The following is a 19,858-nucleotide window of genomic DNA, read 5'->3' on the forward strand; positions in this document are numbered from 1 at the left end:
TTTCCTCCCCCCCCCCCCCCCCCCCCCCCCCCCCCCCCCCCCCCCCCCCCCCCCCCCCCCCCCCCCCCCCCCCCCCCCCCCCCCCCCCAGGCCCGTCCATCGGCCCCGCGTCCCAGCGCCCGTCCGTGCCCGGCTCCCCGCCCGCCGAGCAAGCAGGTCCAGCGGTTTCCCTGAAGGTTTCCCGGTTCCTGCTGGAGTGGGCAACAGGAGGGTTCTCGACAGCCGATGGCGGCACGGCTCAGTCTCGAGGAGTCGGCGGCTGCGTCGTCGGTCCCGGGACACGAGCGGAGTTCGTGTCCCGGGGTCGGCGCAGCGTCCGTGCCGCACGGCTGTGCTCTGCCCGGCACGGGCGCACACCAGTGGGGGGCCCACACGCACCAGTGGTGGACCTACAGGCTCCTTCCGCCGGCTTCCGGAAGTTCCAGGCAGTGTTTCGAGGAGGACTCGTGATCGGACGCAGGAAGCTTTCCGTCGCCCTGGCCACCGCCGCGTTGGCCACAGGGCTGCTCACCGCCGCCGGGCCGGCATCGGCGAAGCCCGCCGGTCCCGCCCGTCAGGCCGCCGCCGAGTGCGGGGTCCGCTCCGACGGCAAGCTGTGGTGCGGCAACCGCGTGGGGGCCAAGGGCTATGAGCACCGCTCGTACGGTTCGGCGGTGCGGGGGCCGTTGAACTCGTCGTTCAGCTGGTTCGCGTGCTGGGGTCCCGGTGACCCCAGCGGCGGCGGCAACAACATCTGGTACTGGACGAAGCTCGACAACGGACAGTGGGGCAACGTACCGGCCGTGGACGTGTACACGCCTGTCGACCCGGCTCCGGGCCTGCATCAGTGCTGAGCTGTCTCCCGAGCGCGTGAACGAGGCTCGCCTCCCGAGGGGGGCGGGCCTCGTGGCGCGCTCTCGGCCGGCCGGGCGCATCCTTCTCCTCGGGCCGGCACGCCGCCGTCTGCACCCGTGCCGGCGGCGCGCACCCGCCGATCGCATGGAGCGTGCCGAACCGGGCAACCGGTGATCACAGCTCGACGATGCGAGAGGAGATCACCATGCGTAAGGGCGAGTGGATCACGGGGACCGCACGCAAGGAGCTGGCCGAGGCCTTCACCAAGGAGTACAACGAGGGCGGAACGATCCGTTCCATAGCCGAGGCCCATGGACGGTCGTACGGCTTCGTACACCGTGTCCTCACCGAAGCGGGCGTGCCGTTGCGGGCGCGGGGCGGCGATGCACACCTCCGCGCGGTCCAGTCGACGCGGTGACCGCCGCGGGGCGCCCCGGCGAGGAGTTCCGCGAACACGCGGGCCAGGAGCCGGCCGCCTGGGAGTGCGCGGTGCCCGGTCGGATATTCGGTGGTCGTCGCTTGTCGACGGTGGTCATACTGCCCCGATGGAGCCGGTGACTCTCGAGACCGACCGTCTGGTGCTTCGCGCTTTCGAACCTGCCGACGTGGACGCGGTGTACGAAGCCTGTCAGGACGGGGACATCCAGTTCTACACCCCGGTGCCGGTGCCGTACCGGCGTGCGGACGCGGAGGAACTCGTCTGCGAGACGCTGCCCGCCCGGTGGGCCGAGGACCGGGACTACACCCTCGGCGCGTTCCGCAAGGACAACGGCGCCCTGGTCGGCTCGTACTGCCTGACCCTCATCAGCCGCGGCGTCTGGGAGCTCGGCTACTGGGCGGTCAGGGAGCAGCGCGGACGCGGGTACTCCGTGGAGGCCGCTCGTGCGCTGTGCGACTGGGGCTGGGCCACGCTCGACGTGCACCGCATCGAGTGGTGGGCCATGGCCGGGAACACCGGCTCGCGTGCCGTCGCCGAGAAGCTCGGCTTCACCGTCGAAGGGACACTGCGCAATCGCGGCATCGCCAACGATGGAAAGCCGCACGACTGGTGGGTGGGCGGACTGCTGCGTCCCTGATGCTCGGGGATGCTCGGGCCGGTGCTTCGTCGGTCAGCGGGCTCCGGCCGGATTGGTGTCCTCGCCGAGGTAGGTGCCGTGTCCCTCGACGACCAGCGGACCGTCGAAGACCAGCACCTCGTTGACCAGTCCGCCCTTCTGGTTCCGGTAGTTGATGACCAGGCAGTTCACGCCGGTGTACGTGCCCAGTACCTCGAACCGCAGGTCGGGGATCCGCCGTAGGCCCTCCGCCCAGTAGGCGCGCAGTGCGTCCTTGCCCCGAATGACCCCGTCGCCACCGAGCAGTTGCGCGGCCACCGGGGACCGGAAGGTGACGTCCTCGGCGAAGTGCGACAGCACGGCGTCCAGTTGGTGCGCGTTCCACGCCGTCACCCAGGAGTCGACGAACTGGCGCGCGGTCGCTTGATCCATGCGCGCATTGTGCCCCAGACCGCGTCGGCCCATCCAGTCTCCGTCGCCGTCGCCGTCGCCGGGCGTACGCGGTCCCCTCGTCAGGACGATCCGGGTTCTGCCTTCACCCTGAGCCGATGCGCGATCGGCGGTGCGCGCCGGTACGTGAACTGTCCGCGCCTCGTGCCGTCAGTCCCTGCCGACGACGACCACCTCGTCCTCGGCCGTCCAGCGGCGCCGCTCGGCTTTGGGCGGGTTGATCCGCACGCCGTAGCGGGGACCCGTCGACGAGTCCTGATGGCTTCGGTAACCGATGGCGCATTCGCCGCGGAGACGTGCCGCGGCCACGACCGTGGCGAAGGAGGTCTCACGTCCTGGCAGCACGTAGTCGGGGGCCGGCCGCATGCGAACCCCCGTGCCGTCGGCGGAGAACAGTTCCTCGAACACGGCCGTCACATGCCGGTTGTGGGAGATCTGTGCCATGAGCAGGCCGATGAGCTTGCCGCTGATGATCACGTCGGCTCCGTGACCGATGGGAGCCAGTGCCCGGTTGCGGTCGTCGATCAGTTCGGTGACGACCGGCAGTTCGCGTCCGGTTGCCTCCTCCAGTTGGCGCAGGAGCAGAAGGGTGACGAGCGTGCGGTTGTCGGGGTCGTCCGGCGGTTGTCCTGGAGCGGGGTCCTGGCCGAGCACGATGACGCTGTCGTAGGAGTGAACGTCCAGGCGTCGCAGGGTCTCGGGGCGGGTGATGTCCCCGTGGTGCAGGGTCAGGGTCAGGTCGCTGCCGCTGTCCGTGTCCGCCTCGCTCACCTGCCGGATGGCCGCTGCGCCACCGTTCGCCACCACGTCGACGGCTGATCCGGGGCGGGCGCGGCGGCGTAACTGCTCGACCACGAGCGGAGCTCGGCGGTTCCAGCCCAGCAGGAGCACCCGCTCCGGTCGCACCGGCGTGGCCGGACCGGACGCCATCGCCGCCCTCTCGACCAGCTCCGCGCAGTCGGATGCCCGGGCGGAGTCGTCGTCACGGGAGATGACGACGAGCAGGTCGCCGGGAGCGAGGGGGGTCTGCGGTGGCGGGTTGAGCAGAGGGGTGTCTCCTCGCAAGATCCCGACGGCACTGGACGTCGGGTAGGACAGCAGAGCGTCCCCGAACGGGCGACCGACCAGGGTCGGCTCGTCGACGAGGTAGAACTCGTCGCCTGCGAAGTCCAGCAGTTCCTGGTGGACGAGGGAGAGCCCGGGGTGGCGGGCGGCCTGGACGATCAGCCGGGCGGTGATGGTGTCGCTCTCCAGAACGACGCCGTCCGGTCCCGCGGCGAGGCGGGCGGCCAGGCGGTACCGGTCGTCCCGGACGGCGGCGACGACGGGCGGGCGATGTTCCTCCCCGGCCAGGGCCGCCCTGAGCGCCAGCAGCGTCTTGACCACCTCGGCGTCGGCGTCGGGCTCGTCGTGGGGCAGGACGAGCACGACACCGGCCGTGGCCGGGCCGGCCAGGCCGAGCACGGACGGGTCGGTGGTCGGGCCGCTGCGGCAGATCAGCCGCGTACGGCCGACGGGCCCCACCTTCGTGCTCAGGATCTCCTCCATGGTGCTCTTGTCCCGGTCGGCCAACACGGCCACCGCAGCGCGCCGGCGGTGGGCGTTGGCGGCCACCAGTTCGCCCACCACCGTGAAGATCTGCTCCGACCACCCGAGGACCACGGCGTGCCCCTGTTCCAGCACGGTGGAACGGCCTCGCCGCAACGCGGTGAGCCGCTCCGTCAGCGCCGTCGTGATCAGGCCCACCAGCGTCGAGACGTACAGCAGGGCGACCAGTGCCAGCAGCACCGACATCGTCACCCGCAGCGGCGTACCCGTCGCACCGCCCAGCCGCAGTGTCTCCCCGGTGAGGCGCCACACCTGCGCCAGGCGGCCCGCCAGGGACGCCGGCGCGTCGGGCTCGGTCCACACCAGCACCGCACTGGCCGGGACGACGACGGCCAGGCACAGCAGCGCCATCCAGCCGACGAGAACGGAGGCACCGCGAGCCAGCGTGCTGTCGAACCAGTAACGGGCTCGGTCCCCGAACCGAGTGCGCCGCTGCGCCACCCTGCCCCCCTCTATCACCGCGCACTTCCGTGAGGCCGGGTCGGCGCCGCGGACGCGATGCGCGGCGCCGGCAGGCCCGCTGGAGAGCGCGGAGGTGAATACGCCCCAGGCAGTGTGAGGGACCGAACCGCGCGGCGAGGGCGGTTCGTCCGGGCTTCATCCCTTCGGGTCTTCCTGGCCGTCCTCTTCGGGTCTTCCTGGCCGTCCCCTTCGGGTCGGCGAGAAAAGGGAGTCACACGGTCCCGTCGCCGGTCGACCGCGACCGCGCGGCCCGGGCCGCACCGGCGCCGGCCCCACCTGAGCACCGACGGACACGGCCTCCCGCTCGCCGTCGACCCGGCCGGCGGAAGCCGCTGCCGGAGAACCGTCGGCACCGCGGGCCGAGGCGGCGGTCGTCGGAGTCCGGTACGTGGAGCGGGCGAGCGACGTCGGGGCACCGGTCGCGTTCGATGCCACGGCTCTCCAGGCGGGACTGCTACTGCTGCGTGCCCTCGGGCGTCAGCGCGAAGGCCAGCCAGGTCAGGGCGCAGAGGCCGCCCGACAGCAGCAGTGACCATCCCGTGCCGACGGTCGCCGCCGCGCCCATGAGGGCGACACCGAGGGTGGCGCCGATCTGCCGGGTGGCGTTGAGCAGGCCGCCGGCAGAGCCGGCCGTGCCGGGCGGTGCGGCGCCGATGACAGCCGCCGTGAGGGCGGGCAGGACGAGGGAGATGCCGAAGCCGGTGAGGAGCAGGCCCGCCGCGAGCCAGGCGTAGGCGCCTTGGGACAAGGCCGTGCCGGCCAGGACCGTACCTCCGGCCGCCAGGAGTGCCAGGCCGGCGAGGATCGGGGGGCGAGGGCCGGTGTGCGCGACGATCCTGCCGGTCAGTGGCGGGTTGGCGGCGAAGGGGACGGTCAGCGGCAGGAAGGCCAGACCCGTTTCCAGAGCGCTCAGGTGACGTTCGCGCTGCAGCAGCAAGGGCAGCACGAACAGGGCACCGGACAGGGCGAAGTTGGTGGCCGCGCCCGCCAGCAGCCCTGCCCGTACCGGTGCCGACCGCAGCAGCGTCCGGTTCAGGACCGGGGTCTGGCTGCGTCGTTCGAGCAGGGCGAACACCGTCGCCGTGATGCCGAGCCCGCACGCCGACCACGCGGCGTGGGCCCATGCGCCCGCGCCGGCGGCGATCAGGACGTCCGTGAGCAGTGCCAGCGTCAGGACGGCCGCGGCCTGGGCCGGCCAGTCGACGCGGTGGGCGCCGCGCGGGCAGTGCACCACCCGTCCCCACGTCAGGGCCAGTACCAGCAGCCCGAGGGGCACGTTGACCAGGAACACGGCCCGCCATCCGGCCGCCTCCACCAGGGCACCGCCGGCGATCGGGCCGGCCGCGACGGCCGCTCCGCTGACCGCGGCCCACACCGAGATCGCACGGGCTCGTGCCGCAGGGTGCGGGTAGAGGCGGGCGATCAGTGCCATCGAGGCCGGGACGCACGCAGCCGCGGCGGCCCCGGACAGCGCCCGCAGGGCCAGCAGTGCGCCGAGGTCCGGGGCCAGGGAGCTGAGCAGGGACGCGAGCGCGAACACGGCTGTGCCGGTCCGGAAGACCCGGTCGGCGCCGAACCGGTCGGCCGCGGCCCCCGCCGACAGCAGCGCGGCCGCGAACACCACGGTGTACCCGGTGGTGGCCCACTGCAGGCCGGCCATCGACGTGTGCAGCGACGCGGCCAGGTCGGGTTCGGCGACGGACAGCACGGTGGTGTCGAGCAGCACCATGAAATAGCCCAGCGATACGCCGGTCAGCGCTCCCGCGCGCCTGGCCCGGGACGGTGCGGGCGCCGCGGGCGCGACAGGGTTCACAACAGCCATGGAAGAGGAAGCCTCCGGTGAGCAGCCAGATCGGTCACTTCGCCCACCATCGGTCCGACCCGGCGGGGCGCTCCACCGGCGCAGCCGCATGCCGTGTTCGGAATTTCCGTATGCTCGCGCGGTGTTGGGCGCGTACGTGGAACTACGCCAACTCGTCACCTTCGAGGCCGTGGTCCGGCACCGGACGGTCACGGACGCCGCCGTCGCCCTGGGACTCGCTCCCTCCTCCGTCTCGCAGCAGATCCGCACCCTTGAAAGCGGCCTCGGCGTCGCCTTGTTCACCCGCGGTCCCCAGGGGATGGAGCCGACCCCGGCCGGGCAACGGCTGCGCGGCTGGGCACGCACCCTGCTCGACACCGTCGAACAAGCCGTCCTCGATGTCCGTGGCGAGCGCCGTCGGATACGGCTCGGTGCCCTGGAGACCCTTGCGGGCTCGCACGTTCCCCTGGTTCTCGCCCGGCTGGCCGAACGCCGCCCCGACATCACGGTGGACGTCCACTGCGACCGCACCCGCCAAGGCCTTCTCACCGACGTCGCGGACGGACGCCTCGACGCGGCCCTTCTCCTGGACGCCGGGGAAGCCCTCGGCGGACTCGGTTTCCCCTCCCCCGCCGAGCCCCTCGCCTTCCTCGACCTGGCCCCCGTGCCCCTGGCCCTCTTCGCGGCCCCCACCCACCGCCTGGCCGACCGTCCCGCTCTGACCCCCGCCGACCTCGACGACGAACGGCTCTTGGTCAACGTCCCGGAATGCTCTTTCTGGCTGGCTGGGCAGCGCCTCCTCGGCACCGGTCCCGAACGCGTCCGAGCCGGCGGCGTCCCCGTGATGCGTGCCTGGGCCGAACACGGCCTGGGCATCACTCTGCTGCCCCGCTTCGCGGTCACCGACAGCCTGCGTGCCGGCACCCTCGTCCCGCTGGCCCTCCCCGTGCCCGACCTCAGCCTGCGCCTGGTGTGGCGCAAGGACCGCGAGGCCCTGCCGGACCTGCGCGACATCCTCTACGCGGCCACCGGCTCCTGAGCGACATCCCCAGGGAGGGGCGGCGGGTTCCACCCCGGACATCAGCGCGGCCCACGACCGCCTGCCGCCCCTGCGGGACAGGGCAGCCGGCGACGGCCTTCCCACCGTGGCCTCCCGGAGCGGTGCCAGGTACGTCGGCTCGCCGGCGGCCGTGGGCTCCGCCGGCCCCGACCGGGCCCGTTGGTCGGTCCGGTACGCGGCAGCGGCCCAACGCCCGCTTGAGGCCGCGCACATGACCTGAAGGTGTCGAACGGTCCCCACGAGACACCGCATGCGGTTCACCGGCTCACTGGTGAACACCGTTCCGGCCGCGGTCTCACCGTGGTGGTCGGCGTGGGCGGCGTGGTCGTCCGGTCGGTGCGGTCGAGCAGGAAACGCGGGCGTGGACGACGTAGGCCGGCCCGCCGCCGTTTGCCTGGCTCCGCCTCGGTTGTCGCCGGGCGGCGACCGGCGGCGCGGCCGGGAGTGCCCGCCCGCCGGGGCCGTCGCGCTGGTGTCCTGGTGGGGCGGCGGATCGATCAGCTCCTGAGGGCCGGACGGTCGATGCCGTACGCCGCGGCCATGGGAGAAGTGCCCTCGATGACGAAGTCCCGGATGCCCGCCAGGTAGGCGTCCCGGTCGATCAGCCCGTCGCGGTCGGTGTCGAGGTTGTCGAAGGCCGCATCGACGTCCGTCTCGGCGTTGCCGGCCGCCTTGCGCAGACGGGTGAACTCGTCACGGTTCAGACGTCCGTCGGCGTCGGCGTCGGCGATGTCGAACAGGGAGCCCAGCGCAGGCCGGCAGGACCGTTCGAACGCGTCGTGCCCCACCCAGGCGCGGTACTCCTCGAAGGTCACGCGGCCGTCGTGGTCGGCGTCCATGTCCGCGAAGACCGCCTCGTGAGCGGCCCGCGAGACGGTGACGACCGGGTCGTGGCCGTCACGGCCCATCGCCGACGCCACGCGGTCGACCCGTGCGAGGTACTCCTCACGGGTGATGGCACCGTCGCCGTCCACATCCAGCATGGCGAAGACGCGGTGCCGCGGTGAGTCGAACTCTGGCTGGGACACTCTTCTTCCTCCCGACATCTCCGTGGCTTTGCACCCGTCAAGATACCGACAAAGCCCACGGAAATGAGTATTCGGGAACAGTCGGCGCCAACCACCGGCGCGGGGCGACGGGCACGTGTCGGCTCCGGGGTACCGCCCGGCGAGTGGCAACCCACCCTCGGCGCCCTGCGCCGGCAGGTACCGCCCCGCATCCACCGCCGGCCTGACACGGCCCGCGGGCTCCCCCGAGCAGCGGTGTTAGAGGCCAGCCGGCACCGCCCCACGGCGGCGAGCGGACCCGCTCCACGGCCCCCGCCGCGCCCTCGGCGCGGCCCGCGTCGCCGCAGGGGCAGACGATGTCGCCGACATGCCTCGCCGCCGAGGCTCGACCGGGGATCGCGCGGGCCCGCTCCGACGGTGGGCCCGGGCCGTCCGGTGCCGCTGCCGCACGACGGCGCCCCCGTCGGGGAGGGACTCCTCACCCGGTGGGCGCCGTCCGCAGGCCGGTGCGCTCGGTGCGCTCGTCCGCGCCGGCCAGCCAGAAGAACACGAGCGGCAGGGCGAGTTCGATCACCGCGAGCACGGTCTGGAACCACTGCGGCCAGCCGTGCACGGCGAGCGAGAGCAGTCGGCCGACCCCGCCCATCAGGAAGACGCCGGCCAGCCACCGTACCGCCTGAGCCGGGACAGGCCTCTGCCGAGCGACCCACAGCCAGGCCAGCCCGTACCCGGCGAAGGCGGCTCCCATGAACCGTCCCCAGCTGTCGATCGTCGCGCCGGCGGAACCCGCGCCCGGGATCGCCGCGTTGCCGAGTGCCACATGGAACACGCCGATGGCCACGCAGGCCCACCCCGTCACCTGCGCGAGCACCCGCAGAGCCTTTGCCATGATCCCCCCCAATTCGTTCGGCGGCACATTAGTTGACATGCGTCTACTAGACTGGGTGCGCCGGTAGACACATGTCAAGTAATCTGCGGTCGTGCCTCCTCGTCAGCGACTCGACCCTGCCGACCGCCGCGCTCAGCTGCTCGCGGTCGGCGCGCGGCTCTTCGCCGCACGCCCCTACGCCGACGTGCTGATGGAGGAGGTCGCCCAGGAGGCCGGGGTCTCCCGGGCCCTGCTCTACCGTCACTTCCCCAGCAAGCACGCCCTCTTCGCGGCCGTCTACCAGCAGGCGGCGGACCGGTTGCTGGCCGAGACCCGGCTCGACCCGGCCGACTCCCTGATCGAGCAGCTCGTTCAGGGCATGGACGTCCACCTCGACTACTTCGTGGCCAATCGCAACGCCGTCCTGACCGCGAACCGGGTCCTCGCGGGCGACCCCGTCATCCAGTCGATCATGACGAACGAACTGGACGCACTGCGCTCACGGCTCCTGGCCGTACTCCCCCTCGCGGACGACGGCGCACGCGAGGCGGTGTCCGCCGTACTGAAGAGCTGGCTGGTCTTCGTCCAGGTCCTCTGCGTCGACTGGCTCGCCCACGAGACCTGCACCCGCACCCGGCTCCGGGACATCTGCATCAGCGCCCTTCTCGGCGCTCTGCGGCCGGTACTTCCCGACGATCCCGCCCTTGAGTGGTCGCCACGACGGCCGGAGACCGGTGTCTGAGGAACGTCCTGCCCCCCGCGAAGCTGCTTCCGTGAACGCAGGCCGGGTGGCGCGGCGTTCGAGGCGCGACACGGCGCTGCGGCCGGCCTTTCGGTTTCCCGTGGTCGACGGCGGGACGGGGCCCCCGGCCATCCATGTCCGCCACCATGCCGGCAGACCGACGCCGTCTGCATGCACATGCCGACCCGCGACTGCCTCGGTCGTCTTCTAGGGTCGTCCGTATGACGATCGACACGGGAACCACCGGCCCGCTCTTCGCATCGCTCCGGGCGGATGCCCTCACCGCCACCGACCAGCTGCGCGAGCTTTACCCGCAGCCGAACCCGAACTCGCTCCGCAAGGAGATCGGCCACCTGACCGAGCAGACCCGGGCGCTGATCGCCTGTTCCTCGTTGGTGTTCGTCGGCAGCGCCGACGCCGAGGGCCGGGCGGACGTGACACCACGAGGCGGCCCGGCCGGATTCGTCTCGGCACTGGACGAGCGGACCCTGGTGATCCCCGACGCGACCGGCAACAAGCGGCTCGACACCCTGCACAACGTGCTGCAGACGGGACGCGTCGGGCTGCTCTTCCTGATCCCCGGCCGCCCCGACACCCTGCGCGTCAACGGCCGCGCCTGCGTGTCCGCGCGCCCGGAGCTGCTCGCCCGGCTCACTCCCGTCGGAAAACCGCCGGTCACCGCCATCGTGGTGGATGTGGAGCAGGTCTATCCGCACTGCCCGAAGTCGCTGATGCGCGCCGACGCCTGGCGGCCCGAACGGTGGATACCCGCCGACGCCCAGCCGACCAGTGCCGAGGTGACGCTGGCCCAGCTGGACCTGCCGGACCTGACCCTCGGCCAGATCGAGGACGCCGAACGGGAGTCACTGCGCCTGCGTTACGAGTGAATCGGGGTTTCTGGTCGGCGGCCAGGCGAAGCCGCGGGTGAATACCCAGGCCCGGTTCCGGCGGCAGCGCTCGCGTGAGCCGGCGGCCAAGCTGCTGCGTCGCCCCTCCACGGTTCGCCACGCACATGCCGGCGCCGCCCCCGGCAGCGAGCCGGTGGGCGGCGCGGGCCTCTGAGCGCACCAGCCTCGACGTGCAGACGCCGTCAGCGGGTCGCGCCGGCGTGGGTCAGCCGACGTGCCAGGTGAAGCTTCCGCCGTTGTTGGCGGCGATGACGAACATCACGATCATGAGAACGATGTCGACCACTCCGAGGCCGATGGCCCACTTCGCCATCACGGAGCCGGTCTGACGCAGCGCCACGGCGCCGAAAACAATCGCCAGCGGCCCCAAAATGATCGGAAGAATGAAGATTCCGACAATGCCGCAGACCAGTCCCGCTATCGCCAGTCCGCTCGTCCGGCTCGTGTTGTACGCGCCCATTCTGCTGTGGGACGACATCGATATCTCCCAAACTGTCGCGGTCGACTTTTTCGCTCTTTCGGTTCCCTCCGGGTTGCCCGTAAGGGCCGGGTCATGCCTGCGGTGGACGTTCAAATCCGTTTTGGCGGGCGTAAGTTGGGCTCTCCGGATCGAGCTTCGATCTGACAGGCCGAAGTGGAATCCCGCAAGCGAAGGGGGAGTTCGCCGCGTCGGAAAGCGTGAGCACCGGCCCCGCAGACAGGAGGAGCAGGGTTCCACTGCTGGGTCTGCGGGACCGATGCATCACTCACCTACCCTGCGATGCGCCCGATAAGCCCGATCCCTCCCAGCCGTTTCGGGAGAGCGTCTCTTCACACGAGTGGGGCCCGGCCGTGTCCGGCCGGGCCCCACTCATCCTGCGCGCGTGACGCGCTCCTCGCGCTGGGCGACTTCGTCTACCAGCGGTACCAACGACCCTTGCGGCCCGCGCCGTCCGCGGAACGGACGACGAAGCCCAGCAGCCACACGACGAGCACGATCACCGCGATCCACCACAGCGCCTTCAGGGCGAAACCCGCGCCGAAGAGGATCAGAGCCAGCAGAAGAACCAGAAGCAGGGGAACCATTGTTATCAACCTCCTGGACACCTGGTGCCCTTACTCCTGCTCTACAAGCACACAAAATGTGAGTTACTTTCGCGGAATGAGGGGCATACACGCGCCACGCGCCTGCACCGGTGCTCGTGCGAGCGGTGATCAGGCACCGTGGGCGGCTCCGCGTACGGGTCCTGATGCTCAGGGTTCCGTCCGGCCCGCGCCCGGGCCGCTCACCACGGTGAGCAGATCGTCCCGCGCGGCCAGGGCGTCCAAGGAGAGCGTGCGGTAGCCGACTTCGTCGAAGAGTACGGTGATGCGGTCACCCTCCTCGCTCAACACCGTGCCGCGCCCCCACTCGCCGTGCTCCACCAGGGCTCCGAGCGGATAGGCGTCCGCGTCCGGATGCCGCTCGGTGCTCGTCGCGTCGCCGTCGCCGCTCTCCTGCTGGTCGCACGTGTCGCAGTTGTCGCAGGGAGCCTCGTACTCCTCACCGAAGTAGCCCAGGAGGAAGCGCCGCCGGCAGCCGGTGGTCTCGGCGTACGCCCGCGCCATGTCCACTCTCGAACGGTCCATGCGCTTGTGGGCCTCGGCGGTGTCCACGGCGCGTCGGACCGCGCGCGACGGTGCCGTGCCCCGGACCGGGCGGATGGCGCCCGACGCGTCCGTGACCAGGGCTCCCGCCTCCTCCAGCAGGTTGACGGCCGAGGTGACCCTGGCGCGCGACAGGTCGGTGTCCCGTCGCAGTCCAGCGACGTCCGGTGGGTCGCCGCGGTGGGCGTGGACCGCCCGTACGACCGCGTCGACGGTCTCCGCACGGGGCGTGCGGCTGCTGAAGTACGCCTGCAAGCCCGTGTCCTCGGTGCGGTAGTGCAGTACGGCGAGGGCGGGCCGTCCGTCGCGGCCGCAGCGCCCGATCTCCTGGTAGTAGGCGTCCAGGGAGCCCGGCAGCGATGCGTGCAGCACGAACCGCACGTCCTCCTTGTCGATGCCCATCCCGAAGGCCGAGGTCGCCACCACGACGTCCAGGTCGCCGCGGAGGAACGCCTCGTGGATCCGACGGCGTTCGGCGGCACGCAGACCCGCGTGGTAGGCGCCGGCGGCGAGACCGAGGGAGGCCAGCTCCGCAGCGTAGGACTCGCTGTCCTTGCGTGTCGCGGCGTAGACGATCCCGGGCTTGGGAGCGGCTGCGGCGTCCTCCAGGACGCGGGCGCGCCGTTCGTCGTCGTCGAGGTGGCGGCGCACCTCGAGCCTGATGTTGGGACGGTCGAATCCGGTGACGAGCTGCCGCGGCCGGTCCATGCCGAGCCGTTCGACGATGTCCTGTCGTACCGGAGGCGCGGCGGTCGCCGTGAGCGCGAGGACGGGCGGCCGGCCCAGCCGTTGCACCGCCTGCGCCAGGCGTAGGTAGTCGGGCCGGAAGTCATGGCCCCACGAGGACACGCACTGGGCCTCGTCCACCACAAACAGGGCCGGGTGTGCCTCGGCCAGCCGCTGTACGACCTCGTCCTTGGCCAGTTGCTCCGGGGACAGGTAGACGTAGCGCACCGACCCCTCGTCCACCGCTGCCCAGACGTCCTCGGTCTCGGCGGCGCCGAGGTCGGAGTTCACGGCGACGGCGCCCGGGCCACCGTCGCCGCCGGGCAGGCCGGCGATCTGGTCCCGCTGCAGCGCCAGCAGCGGTGACACGACGACGACCGGCCCGGACAGCAGCAGGCCGGGAACCTGGTACACGGCGGACTTGCCCGATCCGGTGGGCATGACGACGAGACAGTCCCGCCCCTCCAGGACCCACTCCATGGCGGTGAGCTGCTCGGGACGCAGCTCCTTCCAGCCGAACACCTCGGCGGCCGTCTCGCGCAGCCGCCGGGCCCGCCGTCCGCGGGCCGGTGGTCCTTCCCCGGTCATCGCACACTCCTCGCTCCGTGGCAGGACTGTCCTGCCCGCTCCTGCCCGGCCCGGGCCGGCGGCCACACGCGTGTGCGTGCGCGCCGTACCCGGGCCTGCCGCGAGTACCCCGCGGCCGGGCCTGACGCGCGGGTGCCCGGCAGCCCCGACCCGACGCCTCCCGCCGGCGGTCAGGTGCTCAGGTGCCGTTCCAACCAGTCGGCGGCGGCACGGCGGAACAGCCGGCGGTTGTCGGCGCGGAGGAACTCGTGTCCCTCGTCGAGCAGGGTGAGCACTTCGGCGGTCACACCGCGCTCGCGGGCCGCCCGTACGAACTGCTCCGACTCCCCCGGCGGCACATTGGTGTCGTGCTCCCCGTGCACGGCGAGCACCGGTGCCCGCAGCGCGTCGATGCGGCTCATCGGCGACAGCGCCCGCAGCAGTTCGCGGTCGCGTTCGGGGTGGCCGTACTTGTGGGCCGCCGACTGGGCGATCCAGGGTTCGGTGCCCTCGAAGAACGTCGCGAGGTCCGACATGCCGCACACCGCGATGCCGGTGCGGAAAAGGTCCGGGTGCCAGACCAGGGAGGCGAACGTGAGGTAGCCGCCGTACGAGCGGCCCATCACCGCCAGCCGGGCGGGATCGGCCGGGCCCGCAAGCACCGCGTGGGCGGCGCAGTCCGCCACGTCGTCGATCGCGGCGAACCGTCCCCGTCCCAGGTCCGCGTCGACGAACGACCTGCCGTATCCGGAGGACCCGCGGACGTCGGGGGCGAAGACGTCCAGTCCGCGACCGAGGATCTCGTGGTAGAGCGGGTTGAGGACGGGGCGTTCCTGGTCCTCGGGGCCGCCGTGCAGGTGGATGACGCAGGGCGCCGGTTCGCCGGGGCCGCGGCCCGGCGCACGGTAGTACCAGCCGTTCAGCGGCAGTCCGTCCCGGGCGGTGGGACGCAGGGGGACCGGTCGCACGGGCGGGCGGCCCGGGGGAACCGCGTCCTCGTCGCGTGACGACCACAGGGTGCGCACCGGGGTGGCGCCGTCGGGCAGCCACCAGATGCCGGGGCGACGGCGGGACCCGGACAGGGCCAGCAGCAGGCGGGAGCCGGCGCCCGTGATGCGGGTGACCACCTCGTGCGGCAGCGACACCGACCGGGACGGGCCCGTGTCCGACCGGGACCGGGCGGACGCGTCCCGGCCCCGTTCGAACCGAGCGGACGCGTCCCCGTTCTGTTCGAGCCGAGCCGACGCGTCGCGGCCCCGTTCGAACCGAACGGACGTACCGGTGTCCGCCCCCGGCCGGCCGGCCCCGGCGACGCCTGCCCCCGGACCACCAGGCGCACCGGCACCCGCCCCCGGACCACCGGACACCGCTGCGTCCGCCCCCGGCCGGCGGGACGCGCTCGTGTCCAGGACCTCCACCTCGCTCACGCCACGGACGTTCCAGGCGAGCACGGCGGAACCGCCGTCCCGGGCACACCGCAGCAGCTCCAGGTCGCTGCCCTCACGCGAGGCGCCGACCGACCAGCCGCGCGGTCGCCCTTCCGGGTCGAGCGCCGCGGCCAGGAGCACCGCGAACTCCCGGTGGGCGTTGCTGCGCAGCCAGAGGGTGTCCGCGCGGGGTGAGAAGCCACCGATCCACGGGTCCCCGTCGGCCACCGGCATCACACAGGTCGTCTCGTGGTCGGCGGTGCGCAGTACGACGGCCTCGCGTCGGCCACGGGGTCCCCGGCGGAGCAGCGCGAGCGCGCCGTCCCGGCTGAGGTCGCACACGCGGAGCGTCGCCGCGTCCTTCTCCACGGCGAGCAGGGCGGGGGCTGCGACACCGTCGGGGTCGACGAGGTACGCCGACAGTCCGTCGCCGAACCCGGCTGCCGGGGCGGCCCTGCCGCCCGGTGCGCCGATCACCGTCGTCTCCACGGTAAGCAGGGGTGACGGCAGTCCGGGTCCGGGGTCCGTATGGGGTGCCGGACCGAGGAGCCGTGTGTCGCCCGTCCGGGGCTGCCAGGGGGCCGGGGGCAGGCCGTCGGCCGGTCCGGGGCCGGACGGACCGGCCTCCGCCGTGGCATCGGGGGCGGGTGCGGCGGTGGGGACGGCGACGGTCACCGCGATAGCCGACCCGTCGTGCGCCCAGCAGCCCAGGTGGGCGGAGCTGCCCGGCTCCGCTCCGGCGAGGATGTGCCGGTCGCTGCCGTCGGGGCGGACGCACAGCACCCGGGTGTGCTCACCGCCGCCGGGGGCCGTGGTGTAGGCGATCCAGCGGCCGTCGGGCGACCAGGACACCTCCGTCACGGGGTCCGGTCCGTCGTCGAGCAGGTGCACGGCCTCGCCGTCGACGGAACCCGTCCACAGCTGTGGCACACCGCCTCGGTCGCAGATGAAGGCGACCTGGGTTCCGGCCGGGTCCGCCGAGGGGTACCAGCAGCCGTGCGCGATGAGCCGCGTCGTCGCCTCGCGCGGCCCGGAGGCGTTCGGCAGCGGGACGCGGGCGGGTGCGGCGAAGGCGGCCGCACGGCCGTCCGGTGCCGGCGGGGGTGGATGGGCGGTCCGCCGCGGGTGGGCGGTGGAAGGCCGCTCGGCACCGGCCGTGCCGATGCCGTGCGGCCGTACCGCGAGGGATTCACCGGTCAGATTCCGTGCGTCTGCAGCCATATCTCCAGCAAAGCCACTTGCCACAGTGCGTTCGCTCCGCGCTTCGTGCGGTGTCGGTCGGGGGCCGCCAGGAGTTCGGCGACGTAGGAGTCCTGGAAGAGGCCGCGCCGCTTCGCCTCGGGGGCGCCCAGCGCCTCACGCACCCTGTCCAGGACGGGTCCGGCCATGTGGGTGATCGCCGGGACCGGGAAATAGCCCTTGGGACGGTCCACCACCTCGCGGGGCAGCAGCTTCCGGCCGGCCTCCTTCAGGACGCCCTTTCCACCGTCGGCCAGCTTCAGTTCCGGCGGGCACGCGGCCGCCAGCTCGACGAGTTCGTGGTCCAGGAACGGCACGCGGGCCTCCAGGCCCCAGTCCATCGTCATGTTGTCGACCCGCTTGACCGGGTCGTCCACCAGCATGACATGGGTGTCGAGGCGCAGGGCGGCGTCGAGCGCCGTCTCGGCCCCCGGCACCGCCATGTGCTCCCGCACGAACCGGCCGGAGACGTCGTCCTGCGGCAGCATGTCCGGTTGCAGCATCGCGGCGAGGTCGGCGTGCGCCCGGTCGAAGTACGTCTCGGCGTACCTGTCCGGCTCGTCCTCGCGGGCCGCGGCGGCCAGTTCCGGGTACCAGCGGTAGCCGGCGAAGACCTCGTCGGCGCCCTGTCCGCTCTGGACCACCTTGACGTTCTTGGACACCTCCTCGGACAGCAGGTGGAAGGCGACCACGTCATGGCTCATCATGGGCTCGCTCATGGCGGCGACCGCCGCGTCCAGGGCCGTCGACACGCGCCGCGAGGGAACCACCAGCTGGTGGTGGTCGGTGGCGAACTCCCTGGCCACCAGGTCGGAGTAGCGGAACTCGTCCCCCTCGTCCCCGGCCTCCGCCTCGAAGCCCACGCTGAACGTGGCCAGGTCGCGCTGCCCCTCGTCGGCCAGCAGGGCCACGATCAGGCTGGAATCCAGCCCTCCGGACAGCAGGACGCCGACCGGCACGTCGGCGACCATCCGGCGTCGTACGGCGGTGCGCAGAGCCTCCAGCACCGCGTCCCGCCACTCGGCGGGGCCCATGCCGGTGTGCTCCGGGCGGCGCGTGTACGACGGCTGCCAGTAGCAGTGCTCCTGGTAGGTGCCGTCCGGCTCGACGACCCGCACGGTGGCCGGGGGAAGCTTGCGCACCCCCGCCAGCACGGTCCGGGGCGCGGCCACGGTCGCGTGCCAGCTGAGGTACTGGTGCACGGCGGCCGGGTCCAGCGAGGTGTCGACGTCGCCGGCCGCGAGCAGCGCGGGCAGCGAGGAGGCGAAGCGCAGCCGCCCGGGCGTCTGCGCCAGGTACAGGGGCTTGATGCCGAGCCGGTCGCGGCCCAGGACCAGACGGCCGGTCCGGTGCTCGACGAGGGCGAAGGCGAACATGCCGTAGAAGCGGTCGACACAGGCGGTACCCCACTGCCGGTACGCCGCGAGGACCACCTCGGTGTCGGAGGTGGACCGGAACCGGTGGCCCAGGGCCGTCAGCTCCGTGCGCAGTTCCTTGTAGTTGTAGATGCACCCGTTGAAGACACCGGTGATCTCCTGCTCGGTGTCGGTCAGAGGCTGAGCCGCGCGCTCGGAGAGGTCGATGATCTTCAGTCGGCGGTGCCCCAGCGCTATGGCGTCCCGTGACCAGATCCCCGCGCCGTCGGGCCCGCGGGCGGCGAGCCGGTCGTTCATGCGCTGGACGGCCGCCAGGTCCGGACGCGTGCCGTCGAAGCGCATCTCTCCGCTCAGGCCGCACATGCGGAACCACCTCCCCACTGCGCGTGCGCGTCGCACGAGGTGCGCGGGTGTGCGGTGTGCGGCCGGCCGTCCGCCGGTATGTGGCCGGGACTGATCGACACGGTGGTGCTTCTCCTTCGTGACATGACGTTACGGCGTGTGACGATGTGTGCGGGGGCGCGCGTACTCAGAGGCCGGCACCGGAGGGGTGGGCGACGGGCCGCCCCGGGGAGGTCAGGGGCCGGGCGGGAGCAGCGGGCCGGCGGCGCGGGTGGTCGTCGCCCCGGGTCTCCGCGATCACCAGATCGGTGCAGGCCAGCAGGTCGTCCTCCTGGGCGGCACGGCGCATGCGCTGGGCGGCGCTGCCGGTCGCCAGTGCCCGCTCCGCGAGGTCCCGGACCGTGGGCCAGTCTCCGGTGGCCTCGAGTGCCGGACGCACCCGTCCCAGCAGGCGCCGGACGACCTGGGCCGCAGGTGCCTCGTGCCGGGTCTCGGGATCGATCAGGGCCCCTTCCAGGCCCGACCGGGCGGCCCGCCAGGCAGCCGCGCGCAACCACTCGTGCCGGCCGCCGCAGGCGGGCGCGTCCGCCGCCTCCAGCCGCGCGCGGGCCTCGGTCACCAGGGCGCGGTAGAGCCCGGCGACCAGCACGACGGTTTCCGGCCGGGGGCAGGCGTCGCAGATGCGCAGTTCGAGGGTCTGCTGGTGCGCGGACGGCCGGATGTCGTGGTAGATCATTCCCGCGTCGCTGATGACACCGGAGTCGATCAGGCACTGCACGGCCGCGTCGTACTCGGCGGCGTCGGCGAAGCATCCCGGCGGGCCCGCGGTGGGCCAGCGCTGCCACACCATGGTCCGCCAGCTGGCATAGCCGGTGTCGGCGCCCAGCCAGAAGGGCGAGCTGGCGGACAGGGCCAGCAGGACGTGCAGCCACGGGGAGACCTCGCACATGAGGCGCACGGCCAGGTCACGGTCGGGCACGTCGACGTGGACGTGGGTGCCGCAGATCAGCTGCTCGTCGGCGATCATGCGGTATTCGTCGACCATCTGGCGGTAGCGGCGCCCGGCGGTCGGCCGGGTGTCCTGGGTGCGGGCCAGCGGCACGGTGCCGGCGGCCACCACGGCCAGCCCGTGGGCACCGGCCACGGCATCGAGCCTGCGTCTGGCGCTGATCACGTCGTCGTACAGACCGGCGAGAGACTCGTGCACACCGCTGTTCGCTTCGACGGTCGCCTGCTGCAGTTCGGTCGTGAAGGTGCCTGCGGGGAGCTTTTCGAGCATGGTGTCCGCTCGCGGCGCGAGCAGGCCCGTCTCCACCTCGACGATGTGGAATTCTTCTTCCACTCCGATGCGAACGGTCACGGCACTCCTATGGTGACGGGCGAACGCTGACTGCCTCGCCCGGGAATCGACCCGCCCCGCCGGCAACCGGAGGCGGGCTGTGCACCTCCGACTTCCCGCCAGGCTCATTGCTAAGCAGGGATGCTCCTCAGAGGCTGCAACCTCACAGATGAGCGCTTTGGTGATCACCATGAGTGACCGCCCCTGCCGGCCGCCACCCCCGGCGGTCGGACGCGGCGCCGGGTCTCGGCATCGCCGGAAGGCGCGGGAGCCCGCGCTTGGGGGCCCGGTGCATCGCGGCGGCGAAGGCGCCACGCGGACCCGCCGCCGGCCCGTCCCGGGCCGCGGAGGCGGGCAGCGATGGCCACCGGTCCGAGCGGAGGCTCGCGCCCTCCCGGCCGCCGGACCAAGCGAAGGCTCG

The 19,858-nt window shown here is 72.6% G+C and carries 17 protein-coding genes; 6 read left to right on the forward strand and 11 right to left on the reverse strand.

Annotated elements, in window-relative coordinates:
* Positions 1 to 446: 446 nt before the first annotated feature.
* The 3 genes from ACZ4VF_RS20825 to ACZ4VF_RS20835 all read left to right on the forward strand — a co-directional run bounded on the left by ACZ4VF_RS20825 (position 447) and on the right by ACZ4VF_RS20835 (position 1,910).
* Positions 447 to 833, forward strand: a complete 387-nt coding sequence (locus tag ACZ4VF_RS20825) for a hypothetical protein (protein ID WP_467927617.1) — start codon at positions 447 to 449, stop codon at positions 831 to 833.
* A gap of 206 nt (positions 834 to 1,039) precedes the next feature.
* A complete protein-coding gene (locus ACZ4VF_RS20830) occupies positions 1,040 to 1,252 on the forward strand; it encodes a helix-turn-helix domain-containing protein (RefSeq protein ID WP_467927618.1) in 213 nt (70 codons plus the stop codon).
* Between the two features lie 127 nt (positions 1,253 to 1,379).
* Positions 1,380 to 1,910 carry a GNAT family N-acetyltransferase gene (locus tag ACZ4VF_RS20835; RefSeq protein ID WP_467927620.1) on the forward strand — a complete coding sequence of 177 codons (531 nt, stop codon included), beginning with the start codon at positions 1,380 to 1,382 and terminating at the stop codon, positions 1,908 to 1,910.
* Between the two features lie 33 nt (positions 1,911 to 1,943).
* On the opposite strand, the gene ACZ4VF_RS20840 is transcribed toward ACZ4VF_RS20835, so the two are convergent.
* From ACZ4VF_RS20840 to ACZ4VF_RS20850, 3 genes are all read right to left on the reverse strand, one after another.
* A complete protein-coding gene (locus ACZ4VF_RS20840; protein ID WP_467927621.1) occupies positions 1,944 to 2,321 on the reverse strand; it encodes a nuclear transport factor 2 family protein in 378 nt (125 codons plus the stop codon).
* 168 nt (positions 2,322 to 2,489) lie between these two features.
* Positions 2,490 to 4,388, reverse strand: coding sequence for a CASTOR/POLLUX-related putative ion channel (locus ACZ4VF_RS20845; protein ID WP_467927623.1), 1,899 nt, complete (start codon positions 4,386 to 4,388; stop codon positions 2,490 to 2,492).
* A gap of 475 nt (positions 4,389 to 4,863) precedes the next feature.
* Complete coding sequence (locus ACZ4VF_RS20850) at positions 4,864 to 6,231, reverse strand: MFS transporter (RefSeq protein ID WP_467927624.1); 1,368 nt, start codon at positions 6,229 to 6,231, stop codon at positions 4,864 to 4,866.
* 121 nt (positions 6,232 to 6,352) lie between these two features.
* On the opposite strand from ACZ4VF_RS20850, the gene ACZ4VF_RS20855 reads away from it, so the two are divergent.
* Positions 6,353 to 7,249 carry a LysR family transcriptional regulator gene (locus tag ACZ4VF_RS20855; protein ID WP_467927626.1) on the forward strand — a complete coding sequence of 299 codons (897 nt, stop codon included), beginning with the start codon at positions 6,353 to 6,355 and terminating at the stop codon, positions 7,247 to 7,249.
* A gap of 518 nt (positions 7,250 to 7,767) precedes the next feature.
* Here the strand turns inward: ACZ4VF_RS20855 and ACZ4VF_RS20860 are convergent.
* Together ACZ4VF_RS20860 and ACZ4VF_RS20865 are read right to left on the reverse strand one after the other, a co-directional pair.
* Complete coding sequence (locus tag ACZ4VF_RS20860) at positions 7,768 to 8,298, reverse strand: EF-hand domain-containing protein (protein ID WP_467927627.1); 531 nt, start codon at positions 8,296 to 8,298, stop codon at positions 7,768 to 7,770.
* Between the two features lie 457 nt (positions 8,299 to 8,755).
* Positions 8,756 to 9,166 (reverse strand): DUF4345 domain-containing protein, encoded by a 411-nt coding sequence (locus tag ACZ4VF_RS20865; protein ID WP_467927628.1) that lies wholly within the window; start codon positions 9,164 to 9,166, stop codon positions 8,756 to 8,758.
* Between the two features lie 91 nt (positions 9,167 to 9,257).
* Here ACZ4VF_RS20865 and ACZ4VF_RS20870 point away from each other — a divergent pair, with 91 nt between their 5' ends.
* Positions 9,258 to 9,887, forward strand: coding sequence for a TetR/AcrR family transcriptional regulator (locus ACZ4VF_RS20870; RefSeq protein ID WP_467927630.1), 630 nt, complete (start codon positions 9,258 to 9,260; stop codon positions 9,885 to 9,887).
* A 221-nt stretch (positions 9,888 to 10,108) separates the two neighbouring features.
* A complete protein-coding gene (locus ACZ4VF_RS20875) occupies positions 10,109 to 10,774 on the forward strand; it encodes an MSMEG_1061 family FMN-dependent PPOX-type flavoprotein (protein ID WP_467927631.1) in 666 nt (221 codons plus the stop codon).
* A 226-nt stretch (positions 10,775 to 11,000) separates the two neighbouring features.
* Here ACZ4VF_RS20875 and ACZ4VF_RS20880 read toward each other — a convergent pair whose 3' ends face one another.
* The 6 genes from ACZ4VF_RS20880 to ACZ4VF_RS20905 all read right to left on the reverse strand — a co-directional run bounded on the left by ACZ4VF_RS20880 (position 11,001) and on the right by ACZ4VF_RS20905 (position 19,458).
* Positions 11,001 to 11,273, reverse strand: a complete 273-nt coding sequence (locus ACZ4VF_RS20880) for a DUF4190 domain-containing protein (RefSeq protein ID WP_467927632.1) — start codon at positions 11,271 to 11,273, stop codon at positions 11,001 to 11,003.
* 416 nt (positions 11,274 to 11,689) lie between these two features.
* Positions 11,690 to 11,860, reverse strand: coding sequence for a DUF5670 family protein (locus ACZ4VF_RS20885; RefSeq protein WP_146464684.1), 171 nt, complete (start codon positions 11,858 to 11,860; stop codon positions 11,690 to 11,692).
* Positions 11,861 to 12,028: 168 nt separating this feature from the next.
* Positions 12,029 to 13,735 carry a RecQ family ATP-dependent DNA helicase gene (locus ACZ4VF_RS20890; RefSeq protein WP_467927634.1) on the reverse strand — a complete coding sequence of 569 codons (1,707 nt, stop codon included), beginning with the start codon at positions 13,733 to 13,735 and terminating at the stop codon, positions 12,029 to 12,031.
* Positions 13,736 to 13,905: 170 nt separating this feature from the next.
* A complete protein-coding gene (locus tag ACZ4VF_RS20895; protein WP_467927635.1) occupies positions 13,906 to 16,362 on the reverse strand; it encodes a S9 family peptidase in 2,457 nt (818 codons plus the stop codon).
* Positions 16,338 to 18,119, reverse strand: a complete 1,782-nt coding sequence (locus ACZ4VF_RS20900) for an N-acetylglutaminylglutamine amidotransferase (protein ID WP_467927636.1) — start codon at positions 18,117 to 18,119, stop codon at positions 16,338 to 16,340. The genes ACZ4VF_RS20895 and ACZ4VF_RS20900 overlap by 25 nt, the downstream gene beginning before the upstream one ends.
* Before the next feature lie 166 nt (positions 18,120 to 18,285).
* Positions 18,286 to 19,458 carry a carboxylate-amine ligase gene (locus ACZ4VF_RS20905; RefSeq protein ID WP_467927638.1) on the reverse strand — a complete coding sequence of 391 codons (1,173 nt, stop codon included), beginning with the start codon at positions 19,456 to 19,458 and terminating at the stop codon, positions 18,286 to 18,288.
* Positions 19,459 to 19,858 lie beyond the last annotated feature (400 nt).

The sequence above is a fragment of the Streptomyces sp. NPDC029151 genome (assembly GCF_055564315.1).